Genomic DNA, 17,497 nt, shown 5'->3' on the forward strand with positions numbered 1-17,497 from the left:
TTCCACGGATATAAGGATTTAAGTGTAGCAAAAGGTAATTTTACTAGGGGGAAAACAAACGCTATGGCCAGCATGAAATTGGACAAAAACAACGTGGAAGATATCTTATCGCTTACCTCGATGCAGCAGGGAATGCTGTTTCATTATGTACAAAGTCCGGAAAGTGATCTTCATTTTCAGCAAATGAGTATGCGGTTGACAGGAACAATTGATGCTGAGCGAATAGAGAAAGCATGGAATATTGTAATTGAGTGCTATCAACCGTTGCGTACTCTATTTAGATGGGAAAAGATGGATAGTCCGGTTCAAATTATTTTAAAAAAGCACCACATCCAGCTACGTGTGCATGATTTCTCTCGTGTGCCAGCAGACGAACAACAGCGTTGTCTAGAACAAATTCGTACGGATGATCGCTTGGAAAAGTTTGATTTGGGAGAAGTTGCTTTTCGGATTACGTGGTGCAAGCTGAATGATTACGAATGCGAGCTTACGGTAAGCAACCATCATATTTTGTTTGACGGCTGGAGTAATGCGATTTTATTGAAGCACTTTTTTTCGTTTCATCGCATGCTCGTCAATGAAGAGCCAATTCGTAAACCGCTGCAAACGACATATAAAGACTATATGATGTACTTGCGAAAAATAGATAAAGACAAGCAGCGCCAGTTCTGGATAGAACAATTGTCCGGGTGGAACTCGCAAACGATGTTGCCATATGATATACCAGACAAGCGGAATCATTCGGTGCAGCAGACTGGACAATATCGGTCAAAATTGCAGTCCAGTGTGAGCGATCGTTTGCAGCAGTTTACGAAATCAAGAAAAATTACGCTCGCATCTGTGCTCTATGGCGCATGGGGTGTCTTGCTGCAAAAATACAACAACGGTGACGATGTTATATTCGGAACGACGGTATCTGGTCGCAACAACGAAGTTAAGCATATCGATGATCTCGTTGGATTGTTCATTAATACGTTGCCGATGCGCATTCAGGCTAATCCAGAGACCACTTTGGATGAGTTGTTGCAACATATAAATCAAAAAATGAATGCGACAATTCCTTTTGAAAGCAGTTCACTAGCCGAGATAAAACAACACACCCAGTTAAGTCCCCAAGAGCAATTGTTTAACTCGATTATCGTAGTGGAAAATTTCCCGCTCGATGGCGTTTTAAAAGGCGACTACGCTTTAAATATGCTTTCCTACATTGCCTTTGAAATGACGATTTTTGATCTTACTCTTGCGGTTACAGTAAATGATGGTGTTGAGTTCCAATTTAAATACAATGCCGATATGTTTCATGAACGTACAATTGCGCGAATGTCTACACAGCTTGAACACGTATTGGAAATGATGATTTCAAGTTCTCATCAGAAAGTATCTGAGCTGCTAGTCCAATCGAAAACAGAACAACAGGAAGTATTGATAGATTGGAATCAAACTCAAACCACATATCCAAGAAATAAAACGTTAAGTGAGTTGTTTCAACGTCAAGTTGAACGTTCGCCCGATCACATTGCCGTTGTATATGAGGGGGAGCAGATTACTTACCGCGAATTAAATCGACGAGCAAATCGATTGGCGCATCGATTAATTCGCCAAGGTGTACAGCCTAATTCAATCGTAGGCTTAATGACAGAACGCTCGCTTGAGATGCTGGTCGGTATTTTTGGTATTTTGAAAGCGGGTGGAGCCTATTTGCCGCTAAGTCCAGATTTCCCTCAAGAAAGAATCGCATTTATGCTGTCAGATAGCGAAGCGAAATGGATTGTTGCCCAGCAGCATTTCATAGATAGCAGTTCCGATATCTCTATTACTTTGGCTGATAGTGCATGTGAAGTGATAGGTTTTGAAGATAAGGAGTACATAAAGGGTGATGAGTATAATCCATGCGCTAATCATACTGCGGAGGATTTAGCTTATGTAATCTACACATCAGGTTCCACTGGTAGACCTAAAGGGACGTTAATCCGCCAATACAATGTGAGTAGAGTCGTTCTCGATACGCATTATATATCCCTACAACAACAAGATGTTGTACTGCAACTTTCTAGTTATGCCTTTGATGGCTCTACATTCGATATTTTTGGTGCTTTACTGAATGGCTCGAAGCTGGTGATGCTGTCCAAAGATACGCTTCTTGACGCGTCAGGCCTAGCCCATATTATTCGTGAGCAGCAGGTCACTGTATTTTTTGTCACAACGGCCTTATTTAACACGCTTGTGGATGTCAACATCGAATGCTTTGCGAATGTGCGTAAAGTATTGTTCGGTGGGGAACTCGTGTCGCTTAGTCACGTACAACGTGCGGTTGCGTACTTAGGACCAGGAAAAATCGTGCATGTGTACGGTCCAACTGAAAGCACGGTGTTCGCCACAGCTTACACGATTGAGCAACTTGACGAGTGTCTGGGAACAGTGCCGATCGGGAAACCGATTAGCAATACGACTGCATACGTGCTGACCGATAATTTACAACCAGTACCAATGGGGGCTGCGGGGGAGTTGTTTATCGGTGGAGATGGGTTAGCGGCGGGTTACTTGAACAATCCACAGCTCACTGCTAAAGCATTCATTGCCCATCCTTTTATCCAAGGGGAGCAGTTGTACCGGACGGGAGATCTGGTCAAGATGCTGCCAGATGGCAACATCGTTTATTTAGGGCGAATCGACCATCAAATTAAAATTCGTGGCTTTCGGATCGAGCCAGGTGAAATTACAGAGCGGCTGCTACAGCATGAGGCTGTAAAGGAAGCACTTGTCATGGCCCGACATTATCTCAATGGGCAAATGTATTTGTGTGCCTACTTCGTTCCTTGTAAGAAATGGAGTGTCGATGAATTAAAGGGTCATTTGGCTCAAACGTTCTCAGACTATATGATTCCATCCTATTTTGTAGCACTTGATCAGATGCCGCTGACTGCGAATGGCAAGGTAGACCGTAAAGCTTTGCCGGAGCCGATGCAATTATCAAATACGACGCATGTTGTTCATCCATCAACGTTGACCGAAGAAAAGCTTACTGAAATATGGAGATCCATTTTAGGCATTGAAACGTTAAGTGTGACAGACAGCTTTTTCGATTTGGGCGGCCACTCATTAAATGCGATGCGTCTCGCTGCACGTATACTTCAACAATTTAATATCAAAGTATCATTGCAGGAGTTGTTCCAAGCGTCATCGGTGCAGCAACTTGGTGTATTGATTGATGCCAAGGAGAGACAAGCGGTTGTGTTGATTCATCCAGCAGAACCTGCGGAGTATTATCCAGTGTCGTCTGCTCAAAAACGATTGTATGTTATTCAACAATTTGAAGGTGCAGAGAAAAGTTATAATATTCCAATCGTATTGCGGGTAAGTGGTTATTTAGAGGTAGAGCGGTTATCGCAAGCCATTCGATGGCTGACAGAGCGTCATGAATCGTTAAGAACTTCTTTTACGATGATCGATGGGAGCTTTATGCAACAGATTCATCCGCAGGCCCGCATTGATCTTGAATTTATGGAATCCGATCCCGATCAGGTAACCTCCCTTCTTCAGGAGCAAGTGCGCCCTTTTGATTTAGGTGCCGCGCCGCTAATGCGTGTACGTGTTGTTCGTGTGCAAGGTGAGGATGACTATTTAATGATAGATATTCATCATTTGGTCGCAGACGGTATTTCTGTCGATGTGATGCTTACGGAGTTGCTAGACCTGTACGATGAGAAAATATTGCCAAACTTACCGCTGCAATATAAAGATTATGCGGTATGGCAGCAAGATTGGATGCAGTCAGATTATTTCCACAAGCAGGAGGCTTATTGGTTAGAAGCGCTTGCGGGAGAAATACCGGTGCTGCAATTACCAACTGATTTTGTACGACCGTCTGTTCAGAAGTTCGCAGGAAGCCGAGTTCAATTCGAGCTAGGGCCGCACGTACTGGAACGAGTTAAGGCCGGATCAGCTCGATACGGCGCCACGATGAATATGATGTTCTTATGTATGTTCAAGGTGCTTTTACACAAATACACGGGTCAAGACGATATCATTGTCGGCTCACCAGTCTCGGGAAGGTTCCATCCAGATGTGGAACGAGTCGTTGGCATGTTCGTTAACACACTGCCGCTCCGTAGTCATGTAAGCGATGATATGACATTTATACAATTTTTGGGAAACACAAAGAAAAAAGTACTGCGTGCGTACGATTATCAGGAGTATCCGCTAGAGGAAATGATTGAAAAGTTAAATGTTAAAAAAGATTTAAGCCGCAATCCGATATTTGATGTGATGTTTTCATACTTGAGTAGCGATGTGACAGAAGTTAGCTCGGAACATATCGCATTTAGCGCCTACGAACTTGAAACGAATGTGTCTAAAGTAGATTTAACATTGACAGTCTTAGAGAAGAAAGACAAACTCATCTGCCAATTTGAATATAGTACGCATTTGTTCAAGCGCCAAACGATTGAACGACTTGTGACGCACTTTGTGCAAATCATGAATCAATTGGTTGACAATGGTGAGCAGACGTTGTCAGAAATAACGATGATTACGCCTGAAGAAGTGCAATGGCTCCAGTCGAGGTTAACTGAAACCAAGACCCTGTACGGCAAGGAAAAAACGTTACAGCAGCACTTTTTGGAGCAAGTTGAGCGAACACCGGACCATACGGCTATTGTGTGTGAAGGTCAAACGCTGACATACCGCGAGCTGAATGAACAGGCGAATCGCGCGGCACGCGTGCTGCGCGCTCAGGGGGTAGGGCCGAATGTGATCGTAGCTGTGCTGTGCGATCGATCGGTAGAAATGATTGTCGCGCTGCTGGCTGTGCTCAAGGCAGGGGGAGCGTACCTTCCCATTGATCCCGACAATCCGCTCGAGCGTATTCGCTACATGCTAGAGGACAGCGGCGCGGCATGGCTTGTAACGCGCTCGCATTTGATCGCTGCTGCGGAGGTTGCTGCTAAAGATGCTGCTGAAGTTGTTGCTGAAGTTGTTGCGAAAGCCGTGTCGGAAGCGATAGCAGAAGCGGCATCAGAAGCGACACCGGAAGCTAGGCCAGAAGCGGCATCAGGTGCTACTAAGCACGATACATATGCAGCAATACCTATTCTGCAACAATTTAAAGGAAAGCTTATCGTGATAGAGGAAGCCATGTCTGACGCACAACGGTTCGATGAGCAGATGAAGGATTGCTGCGATGTAGCTGTAGACAGCAGCTCAGACGATTTGGCGTATGTTATTTATACGTCTGGCTCCACAGGGAAGCCCAAGGGCACGCTTGTAAAGCACTACAATGTAAGTCGAGTAGTCAAAGCAACGAATTACATTCAAATCGATGAGAAGGACAACGTACTGCAATTGTCCAACTATGCTTTTGATGGTTCAACGTTCGATATTTACGGGGCGTTGTTGAATGGTGCGACGCTGGTGCTATTGAAGCGTGAAGATGTGACGGACATCGGGAAGCTTGCAGGAACGATTCGAGAGCAAGGCATTACGGTGTTCTTTATTACAACGGCGTTATTTAATGTGTTGATTGATTTGGATGCGAGCTGCTTAAAGAACGTGCGCAAAGTATTGTTCGGCGGGGAGAACGTATCCGTGTCCCACGTTCGACAAGCACTGGAAGTGGTAGGAGAAGATGTGCTGACACACGTCTACGGCCCGACGGAAAGCACGGTATTTGCCACGGCGTATTCGATACGGGAGGTGGAAGAAGGTGCGGCAACGGTGCCGATCGGTCGTCCGCTAGCTAACACAGAAGCGTATGTCATGGACGGCAAAATGCGAATGCAGCCGCGAGGAATTCCGGGGGAGCTATGCTTAGGTGGAGACGGGCTGGCCGAAGGCTATTTGAATCAGCACGAATTAACTGCTGAGAAATTCGTGGCGCACCCATATGTGTCTGGCGAGAAGCTGTATCGGACAGGGGACTTGGTTCGTGTCTCGGAAGATGGACAGATCGAATATATCGGTCGTATCGACCAGCAGGTTAAAATTCGTGGTTTCCGCATTGAGCCTGGTGAAATTGCTAGTTATTTAGTCATGCATCCAGCTGTAAGCGAAGCTTATGTAAGCGTGTATGACAAGATTAACGAACAGCCTTTACTATGTGTTCACTACACATTGAATTCCGACTGTTCCGTGATGGCTCTGCGTACATTTTTACGTGCGGGTTTACCCGAGTTCATGATCCCAGATCAATTCATCCAATTGGACCAGCTACCACTTACCCCCAACGGGAAAGTGGATCGCCTTGCACTGCCGCTTCCTGATTTAAATAAGCAAATTAGCGAACAATTTACGGCACCTACCAATGAAACGGAAGAGAGTATTGTTCGCTTATGGGAATCGATTTTGGGTGTGGATAGAGTAGGCATTCACAATCATTTCTTTGAAATCGGAGGCAATTCGATTAAAGCGATCGTATTGTCCTCACGAATAAAAAAACAATTTGGAGTCGACTTGCCGCTGCGTAGTATTTTCCAGTATCCAACTGTCAGCGAGCAAGCGAAATTTATACAAATTTTGGATCGAATTTCTTTTGACCGGATAATGCCGGCTCAACCGAGCGACAGCTATCCAGCTACTGCACAGCAGGCAAGATTATTTATTATCCAGCAGTTTGAAGATGCTGGTCTGAGCTACAATATGCCAGTTGCCCTTCGCATAGATGGTTCATTTGATGCGCAACGATTAGAGCGAGCATTACAAAGCTTAATTCAGCGCCATGAATCGTTGCGAACCTCGTTTACAGCGGAGGGAGGTCAAATTAAGCAGCGCGTGCATGAAAAAGTTGACTTCTGCTTGCCAGTCATGGAAGTCGAAGCTAACAATTGGCAATCGCTAGCTACGGCGTTTATTCAGCCGTTTGATTTGTCGCAGGCACCATTGCTGCGGTCGGCAGTTGCTCAAGTTAAAGACGAATTTGCCGTGCTATTCATTGATATGCATCATATTATTTCGGACGGTGTTTCGATGCAGCTATTTTTGCAGGAGCTGCTCGATTTATATGAAGCAAAGCCACTGCCATCGCTTGAGCTGCAATATAAAGATTATGCGGTGTGGCAGCTAGATCAAGAAGCTTCGACCGCAAGTGAAGCAGCGGAGCAGTATTGGTTGAAAGCTTTCGCAGGCGATATTCCGGTGCTTGCGTTGCCGACCGACTATTTCCGCCCGACGGTCAAGCAATATCGCGGAGCGCGTATCCAATTTTCAATCGAGCAGGAGCATGTGCAGGTCTTGAAAAATATGGGTGCGAAGCATGGTGCAACCCTTAATATGATTCTTCTTACGGTGTACGCGCAGTTTTTGGCTAAGTATACGGGGCAGGAAGATATCATCATTGGAACTCCTATGCTCGGTCGAAATCATGCCGATCTGGAGCAGGTCATGGGCATGTTTGTGCAAACATTGCCTGTACGATTATATCCACAGTCCGACAAGAGCTTTGTAAGCTTGCTGCAAGAAACACGAGATCAGGTGCTTCACGTCACTGAACACTATGCGTTTTCCCTTGAGCGGCTAGTAGAGAAGCTACGAATTGCGCGTGATACGAGCCGGAATCCTTTATTTGACACGATGTTTGCGCTGCAAAGCATTGATGTAACTCCAAGGGTAGTCGAGTCTGCTCGTTTTACACCGATAGAATTGGAAACAGGGGCAGCCAAATTTGACCTGATGCTTACAGCAAGTGAGCAAGCGAATGGTTTAGTTTTTGAAATGGAGTTCGACACGGCTTTATTTGGAACCGCGACAATTGAACGGATGGTCAAACATTTACAGCAATTAATACGCAAAGTTGCTTTACATTCAGAAATTCCGCTGCATGAGATTTCGATGTTATCTGCTGAAGAGGAGCATCAATTCATAAACGAGTTCAATGAGATACATGTAGCCCATGTTGGTTATCCAAGGGATAGAACGATTCAAGAGCTGTTCGAGGAGCAGGTGGCACTAGTACCAGATCGTATTGCTGTTGTGCATAACGGAAGTGAGCTGACCTATGCGGAGCTAAATGTCCGCGCGAATCGTTTAGCCAAGGCGTTGCGGGATCGTGGCGTTGTTCGGCAGAGCATTGTTGCCCTGCTGCTTGACCGCTCGATCGATATGATCGTAACGCTAATCGCCGTGCTGAAAGCTGGGGGAGCCTATGTACCCGTTGACCCGCATTATCCGGCCGATCGAATCCAATTTATGCTTGAAGATAGTGGAGCTGCTTGGTTATTGACTACAGAAGGTTCGGATAACATCCCGACAAACTTCAAGGGACAAGTTATTGATGTGAACGAGGCTGTCCGTAGTGAGCCTAGTAATCCAAGTATGGATCATGCGATACAACCATCACTTGATCTGCCTGGCATCTATTCCGCGAGTGATTTGGCTTACATTATTTATACGTCAGGCTCTACAGGTAAGCCGAAAGGCAATTTAACAGCTCATTATAATGTTACGCGTGTTGTCAAGCATACCAATTACATTGAAATAGTACCTACCGATCGCATTTTGCAATTATCGAATTATGCTTTTGACGGTTCCACATTTGATTTTTACGCTGCTCTCTTAAATGGAGCTCAGCTCGTGCTGCTAAGCAGCGAGGATATGAACTTACACAGCATAGCGGAGACGATAAGCAAACAGCAGATTACGGTCTTTTTCATTACAACTGCTTTGTTCAATACGCTGATTGATTACGATCCAAACTGCTTGTCTAGGGTACGAAAAATATTGTTCGGCGGCGAAAAAGTATCGTTAACGCATGTTCAGAAGGCATTTGCAGTAACGGGGCCGGGCAAATTAGTTCATGTTTACGGACCAACAGAGAGCACAGTGTTTGCGACATACTATCCAATTGATGTTGTCGATCCGAATACAGCTACTATTCCGATTGGAAAGCCGATTTCACATACGGAAGCGTACATTTTAGATAGTCATTTGCAAATACAGCCTATAGGTGTTCACGGACAATTATGCCTTTCCGGTGATGGCTTGGTGGAGGGTTACTTAAATAACGATGAACTAACGCTGCAAAAATTTGTTGATCATCCTTTTAAGCCTGGGAAAAAGCTCTACTTAACGGGTGATCTCGCCAAGTTTAGTTACGATGGCCATATTGATTATATTGGTCGGATGGACAAACAGCTCAAAATACGTGGTTTTCGCATTGAGCCAGATGAAATCAAGGCGCGTATCGTACAGCATGAAGCGGTGAAAGAAGCGATTGTCATTCCTATGCTGGACGAGCACGAGCAAGCGTATTTATGTGCTTATTATGTCGCGCAGCAGCCGATTTCGCGCTCGGAATTGCGCCAAAGTTTGCGGTCGGTTTTACCAGGCTATATGATGCCTGCCTTTTTAGTAGAAGTCGAGCAATTTACGTTAACGCCAAATGGGAAAATTGATCAGCGCCTGCTACCAAAGCCTGAAGAAGACGTTTTTAGTGAAAAGTATGCTCCCCCAGAAAGGGTCACAGAAATACGTCTCGCTAGGATGATGGAAGAGGTATTAGGTATTGGATCAGTAGGCTTGCACCATAATTTCTTCGACATCGGTGGTCAGTCTTTGAAAGCGATGATTCTTACGTCACGAATTCAGAAGGAGTTTGGTATACAGTTTTCGCTCCAGCAGGTGTTTGAGTACCCAAATGTAAAAGAAATGGCTTCTATCATTGATGATGCTGCCAACACGGGCTATATATCCATTCAACCTGCGGAAGTGAAGGAAGTGTACCCGGCAACTTCAGCACAAAAGCGGCTTTATGTCATTTCTCAAATGGATCGCAGCAGTCTGTTGTACAATATGCCAATCGCTTTTGAGGTACACGGTGAAATCGATTTACAGCGGCTGGATCACGCTGTTCATCTGCTGTCCGACCGTCACGAAATTCTCCGTACGAGTCTGGAAATGAAACATGGCGAGTTGGTCCAGCGTGTGCATTCCGAGGCTGCTATCAAGCTTGAAGTTGTTGAGACGATTGGAACTATTGCGAGCAACGTAAATAATTGGTTACAGGAGTGGGTACGACCATTTGCGTTAAATCAGGCTCCGCTTGCACGCATATGTCTCCTTCGTGTCGATACACACCGCAGTCTCCTTGTGTTGGATATGCATCATACGATCTCCGATGGGATGTCGATGAATATTTATCTTGAAGAGTTAATGAGGCTTTATCGTGGAGAGGCATTACCGCAGTTATCGTTGCAGTATAAGGACTATGCAGTGTGGCAGCAGCAATGTTACAGTTCGGACAAAATGAAACAGCAGGAATCGTTCTGGGTTGAAGAGATGAGTGGCGAACTGCCGGTGCTTGAATGGCATACCGATTATCCGCGCCCACGGATACAGCAATTTGACGGCAATCGGATTCGCGTTGAACTTTCAAAATCAACTAGCGAGCAGTTATATCGCTTATCAGAACAAAAGGGAGTAACCCTTTTCATGCTGCTGTTATCCGTATATAACGTCTTTCTATATAAGTGTACGGGGCAAGAGGATATTATTGTCGGCACGCCAATTGCGGGGCGGACCCATGCCGATGTGGAACGTATGGCAGGCATGTTTGTCAATACGTTAGCTTTAAGGAACTATCCGGCAGCAGACAAGACATTTTCACACTTTTTACAGGAAATCAAGCGCAATGTGTTACATGCATTTATCCATCAAGATTATTCGCTGGAACAATTGCTTGAACAGCTTGATGTAAACCGTAATCTTAGCCATAGTCCATTATTCAATACGATGCTCGTCCTGCAAAATATGGACAGTGTCGCGTACAGCCTAGATCAAGTGGCCTTGCAGCCTTATGAAATGGAAAATCGTACGGCAAAGTTCGATTTGACGGTGGGCATCACGGCTTACAAGGGACAGCTTTCGTTTGAATGGGAGTATAATACGCATCTGTTCCGCAAAGATACCATCGAGCGGATGTCGAGCAATCTCATACAATTAATTCATGCCATAATTGAGCAGCCTGAGCAAAGTATTGCGCAATTGGAATGGGTCTGTGAGGAACAGCAACGACAAATTGTTGATCGGTTTTGCAGTAACGAAACATCGTTCCCGCAAGACAAAACGATTCATCAATTGATGGAGGAACAAGCTGCGCTTCATCCAGATCGTATTGTTTTGGTAGACGAGGAAGAGCAATTTACGTATGAACAAGTGAACAAGTCTGCTAATCAACTCGCTCATTTACTACGAGCAAAAGGTGTAGGTCCCAATCAAATCGTGGGCATCCTTGCCGAGCGCTCAGTAGAAATGGTGATAGGAATCTTAGCGATTCTCAAGGCAGGAGGGGCTTATTTACCACTTGATCATCATTTCCCAGAAGAACGAATCGCTTACATGCTGGAAGATAGTCAAGCACAGGTTGTTCTTGTCCAACATCATTTAGTAGAGCATATGAACTCGCTCAGTCAAGAGATTATCGTACTTCATCGAGAAACGGCTTATGTAGAAGTAAGCACGAATCTTGAAAAGATTAATGACCCCGACGATTTGGCTTATATCATTTATACTTCAGGGTCAACGGGCAAGCCCAAAGGTGTCTTAATTAAGCACCGCAGTGTGGTTAACATTTTACATGCGCTGGAGATGGACTATCCGCTTTGTGAAGATGACGCGTACTTGTTCAAGACCACTTATACGTTTGATGTATCTGTCGCTGAATTGTTCGGGTGGATCGTGGGTCGAGGCAGATTAGTTGTGCTCAAAGCGGGTGATGAACGAGATCCGCAGGCGATTTTGACTGCAATTGAGAAGCATCACATTAGTCATATTAACTTTGTACCGTCTATGCTCCGGTTGATGTTTGTGAACAAACACCGGATTCATATCATGAACCGGTTGACCTATGTGTTTGCAGCAGGCGAGGCACTTTCTAACGATTTGGTCGCTCTCTTTTATAGTCAGCTGGATCACGCAGAGCTCGTTAACTTGTATGGCCCTACGGAGTCTACCATTTATGCGACACAATTTAACATCAGTCGTAACTGGCAAGGGCCTACTCCGATTGGCCGCCCCGTTCGCAATGTACGGGCATATATTTTAAGTCGGGACGATCAGCACCAGCCAATAGGCGTGCCAGGCGAGTTGTGTTTGGCAGGGGAAGGGTTGGCCGTAGCCTACTTAAATAGGCCAGACTTGACAGCCGAGAAGTTCACTCCACATCCTGTGTTAACCGGGGAAACCATTTATCGTACCGGCGATCTTGCTGTCTGGGACCCTGAGGGTATCATTCATTACTTAGGGCGACAAGACCAGCAAGTAAAAGTACGTGGCTATCGAATCGAACTTGGCGAAATACGTGCGAGATTGTTAGAACTGGATGGAATCGAGGATGCAATCGTAACGGTCATTCATACGGATCAGAATGAGCCATACTTGTGTGGGTATGTCGTCGCAAATCGTGTTAAGACGACGGCTGAAATGCGACAGCATCTTAAAAAAGAGCTTCCCGATTACATGGTTCCGGCTAGTTATGTACAATTGGAGACTTTTTCTTATACTGCAAGTGGAAAAATAGATACTAAGAGCCTTCCGCAGCCGACTGGCGGTGTTGAACGTGACAATGTGTACGTTCCTCCGGCAACGGAAACGGAGAAGCAGCTCGTTCTGATTTGGTCAGAAATATTATCCGTTCAACAGGTTGGTGCTGAAGATGACTTTTTCATGCTTGGTGGACATTCATTAAAAGCTACACTGCTCATAGCACGCATACAGGAGATACTGAACGTTGAAGTACCTTTCCGTGACGTATTTACGAAAACGACTGTTCGCGAGATGGCTGCGGGCATAGACGCAGCTAGCGCTTCCCGTATTCAAGGTGTGAACTCGGATGAGCGCAATTATGGCGCGAGCATGTTGCCTAGAGCTGTTGTTGATCCTATCAAGTCTGCGGACCCAAGTGACTTGTATCCGGCGCTGCCAAGTCAAGTCAGGCTGTTCGTGTTACAGCAGTTCAATCACGACAACTTGAGCTACAACATGCCAGCCGTGATGAAATGGAACGGCTCCTTACATGTGGAGCGTTTTCAGCAAGCGTGTGAGTATTTGGTCGTACGCCATGAAGCATTGCGCACCACTTTCCAAATGGTTGAGGGAGAGCTGAAGCAGCGTATTCATGACGCAAATTCGGCGGTATTTCCAGTGTTTAGCTACTGTCAAACGGAAGAAGAGAGCATACCGTCACTTATACAAGCATTTATACGACCATTTGATCTAAGTGAAGGACCACTTATTCGTATGAAATTAGTACAAATCACGACATCTGAATATGTATTCCTGCTCGATATGCATCACATTATTTCAGATGGTATGTCATTACAGGTGTTCATGCAGGAGTTACAACTGTTGCTTCATGGAGATGAGCTTCCTGATTTACCATTCCAGTTTAAAGATTACGCGGTGTGGCAGCTCAATCGACTGTCTGACAGCGTAAATGCCCAACACGAACAATATTGGGAACGTGTATTCGACACGGATGTGCCCGTGCTTCAGTTGCCAACAGATTTTTCGAGGCCAGCGATTCAGCAATTTGAAGGTAATCGCATTTTGAAGAAGCTGAATGCGCCTTTGAGCCATTCCTTACAGCAGTTTGCTGCTAAGCAAAACGCGACTTTATTTATAACATTGCTTGCTGCGTACTATAAGCTGCTGCACATCTATAGTGGGCAAGACGATATAGTTGTCGGGATTCCTGTGTCAGGGCGTGCCAAGCAAGAACTACACCAAATAATAGGGATGTTCGTCAACACGGTTGCTATTCGCACTCAATTAGAAGAGGGACAATCGTTTAGCCATTTTCTCGCAACGGTGAAGAACAACGTGCTGGAGGCGCAGGAGCATCAGGACTATCCTTTAGAAAAAGTAATTGAGCGTTTCGGTACGGAACGAGATTTAGGACGAAATCCATTGTTCGATACGATGTTCACGTTTAAAAATGAGGAACAGAGTGGGGTGGGAAAAGGAGATATCTCGTTTAGTCCGTACGATTTTGAACACTTGTATACTAAATTTGATTTAACGGTTGGTGCCATGGTGTCGGACCAGCAAATCGTGATCGAATTTGAATTTAATACAAAGCTGTTTAAGCAGAGCACGATGGAGCGAATGGCAAGACACTTTGTTCACGTATTGGAGCAAATTGTGGCCAAGCCTAATGAACGTTTGTCTGAATTGCATGTGCTGACTGCTTCGGAGGAGAAACAACTGCTGGACGTATTTAACGATACATTTGTCGCGCATCCGGTGGAGTGCACGATTCATGAGCTGTTTGAACGACAGGTAGCGTTAACGCCGGATCATCCGGCTGTTGTGTTCGAGACTGCAAGTGACGATGCGGAACATGAGGTGGAGAAAGCTGGGCGGGGCAAGGCCGAGCATGTTCAATTGACGTATCGGGAGCTGAACGAACGTGCCAATCAGCTAGCCAGCATCCTAAGGCATAAGGGAGCGGGCATCCATACCGTTGTCGGCATTATGATGGAACGCTCATTGGATATGTTAGTCGGTGTGTTAGGTATTCTGAAGTCTGGAGCGGCGTATATGCCGATTGATCCCGCCTATCCGCAGGAGCGGATCGAATATATGCTACAAGACAGTGGAACGAGCTTAGTCGTGACGCATCGAGAAGGACTGAAGTCGACCACCTTTGCTGGAGAAGTCGTGGATGTGGACCTGTTGAGCCTGCACACAGAGAACGAACAGGAGATATCCTTGAACCGGACGAGCGTGGAAGCGAGCCATTCGGCGTATATCATTTATACGTCAGGCTCTACGGGCAAGCCAAAAGGGGTAGCCGTCGCGCATCGCTCACTCGTCAACCTTTCCTGCTGGCATAACCGGCACTTCTCGGTGACGGCATTGGATCGGAGTACAAAGTTTGCGGGGTTTGGATTTGACGCCTCGGTATGGGAAGTGTTCCCGTATTTGATTGCGGGTGCCACGTTATTCATCGTTCCGGATGAAGCGCGGACGGATGTGCAACGACTGAACGCATTTATGGAGCGGAATGGCATAACGATAAGCTTTTTGCCAACGCCAATATGCGAGCCCTTTATGGAACTGGACAACAGCTCGTTACGGCTGTTGTTGACAGGCGGGGAGAAGTTGAAGACGTATCGGAAGCAGAGCTACCAGCTCGTCAATAACTATGGACCGACCGAAAACACGGTAGTGGCAACGAGCTACAGCGTACAGGAAGCGGAGACGAATTTGCCGATAGGAAAGCCGATTGATAATGTACGTGTGTACATTGTGAGCAAGGATGGCAAGCTGCAGCCCATCGGGATTCCAGGGGAGCTGTGCTTGGCAGGAGAAGGTCTGGCGCAAGGTTATTTGCACCAGCCAGAGATGACGGCACAAAAGTTCGAAGCAAACCCGTACGAGGCGGAGGGGTTGCTGTATCGGACAGGCGATTTGGCGCGTTGGCGTGAGGATGGAAACATCGAATACTTAGGCCGGATCGATAGCCAAGTGAAAGTGCGTGGATTTCGGGTGGAGCTGGGTGAAATTACGCAACGTCTCATCCAGCATGAAGCGGTGAAAGAGGCTGTCGTGCTAGGGAAGCAGGATAGTCGCGGACACGTGTATTTAGCGGCATATGTAGTTGGTCGGAAGGAATGGAGTGTGGCACAGCTGCGCACATGGCTTGCGCAAGCGCTGCCGGACTATATGGTTCCGACATACTATGTCGGGCTAGAAGCGCTTCCACTTACGGCAAATGGCAAAGTAGATGAGCGTGTTTTACCTGAGCCAGACAGAAGTCTCAGCGATGGTCATGCCGATGCTGCGCCTACTAATCCAATCGAAGAAATGCTATGTCAAGTATGGGCCGACATATTAGGCCTGGAGTCAGTTGGCATTCGCGATCATTTCTTTTCGCTTGGCGGTGATTCCATTAAAGCTATTCAAATCGCAGCGAAGCTCAATCATCGTGGTTATAAACTCGATGTTAAGGATTTATTCCGGTACCCAACCGTGGAACAGATCGGGCCATTTATAAGACAGGAAACGATTCAGGCTGATCAAGGGCTTATTACAGGTGAAGTTGGATTGACGCCGATTCAAGCTTGGTTCTTTAACAATCGCTTCCAGAAGATGCACCATTGGAATCAAGCAATGATGTTGTACCGAAAAGAGCGATTTGTTCCAGATGTGCTTGGCTACGCCATGGATAGCCTCGTCAAACACCATGATGCGCTGCGCATGAGCTATCAGGTAGAGGCAGAGCGAGTCATTCAAACGAATCGTGGCTTGCAGGGGCGTATGTACTCGATCGATGTACATGATTTGACTGACTTGACAGATGAAACCGAGTTAAGGCTGCGAATTGAGAGTCTATCGACTGCTTTACAGTCTAAAATGAGTCTGCAAGAGGGCCCGTTAATCAAACTTGGTTTGTATCAGACAGCGGAAGGCGATCATTTATTAATCGCTATTCATCATTTGGTTATTGATGGGGTTTCTTGGCGGATTATGTTCGAAGATTTGGCAGATGCCTACAGGCAGGCAGAAAACAATCGGGAAATTAAGCTGCCACATAAATCCCATTCTTTTAAAGAATGGTCTGAACAATTGCAACAGTATGCGAATAGCAAACGAGCTTTACATGAAATCGAGTACTGGAAAGAGATTGAGTCCAAAGTAAAAGTAGGAAAAAGCATTCCGTTAATGAATGATACACAGCAAAATAAATGGGCCGATATTAGTCATGAAACGATGGTGCTATCCGTAACAGAGACAGCCAACTTACTCGGAGATGTTCATCGTGCATATCGTACGGAAGTAAACGATTTAATGTTGACAGCCCTAGGATTAACTTTAAGAGAATGGACAGGCGAGCACAGCTTCCTTATTCAGCTCGAAGGACATGGTCGAGAGGATATTATTCCTAATTTGGATATAACGCGCACAGTGGGTTGGTTTACATCGATGTTCCCGATTCACCTAGATATGTCGCATGCTAAGGAAATCGGGTACCAGCTCAAGTCCGTGAAGGAAATGCTAAGAAGCGTTCCACACAAGGGAATTGGGTACGGAATATTAAGTTATTTAACAGAACCTGCTTTGCGTAATGGTCTTCAAGGTTCTTTATGTCCGGAAGTGAGCTTTAATTATTTGGGTCAATTTGATTCCTTGGCTCAAGGGGAATTCGCGTTATCACCGATGCCGACAGGATTGTCGATGGATACAGAAAGAAAACATCTGTTAGATGTTACAGGGGTTGTTGTTGACAAGCAATTACGTGTAACACTTACGTATTCGACATTGCAATTTAATACAAGCGTGATGAGTACGCTAGTTCAAACGTATAAAGAGCAGCTTCTACAATGCATGAAGCACTGTATGAGCAAAGAAGATTCGGACATAACGCCGAGTGATGTTGGCGATGACCAACTCACCTTGGAAGAGCTTGATGCAATTGGAGAAATGGTTGATTTATTGTAGCAAGCATGTAGTAAGTAGATTAGGTAGAGAATAGACGTTTTTCTATTCTCTACCTCTCATTCCAAGG

At 45.7% G+C, this 17,497-nt stretch carries 1 protein-coding gene; it reads left to right on the forward strand.

Annotated features, from left to right (window positions below):
• The first annotated feature begins 63 nt into the window (after positions 1 to 63).
• Positions 64 to 17,430 (forward strand): non-ribosomal peptide synthetase, encoded by a 17,367-nt coding sequence (locus KIK04_RS18960; protein WP_232275149.1) that lies wholly within the window; start codon positions 64 to 66, stop codon positions 17,428 to 17,430.
• The last annotated feature ends 67 nt before the right edge of the window (positions 17,431 to 17,497 follow it).

Source organism: Paenibacillus sp. 481 (assembly GCF_021223605.1).
Lineage (GTDB): Bacteria > Bacillota > Bacilli > Paenibacillales > Paenibacillaceae > Paenibacillus_B.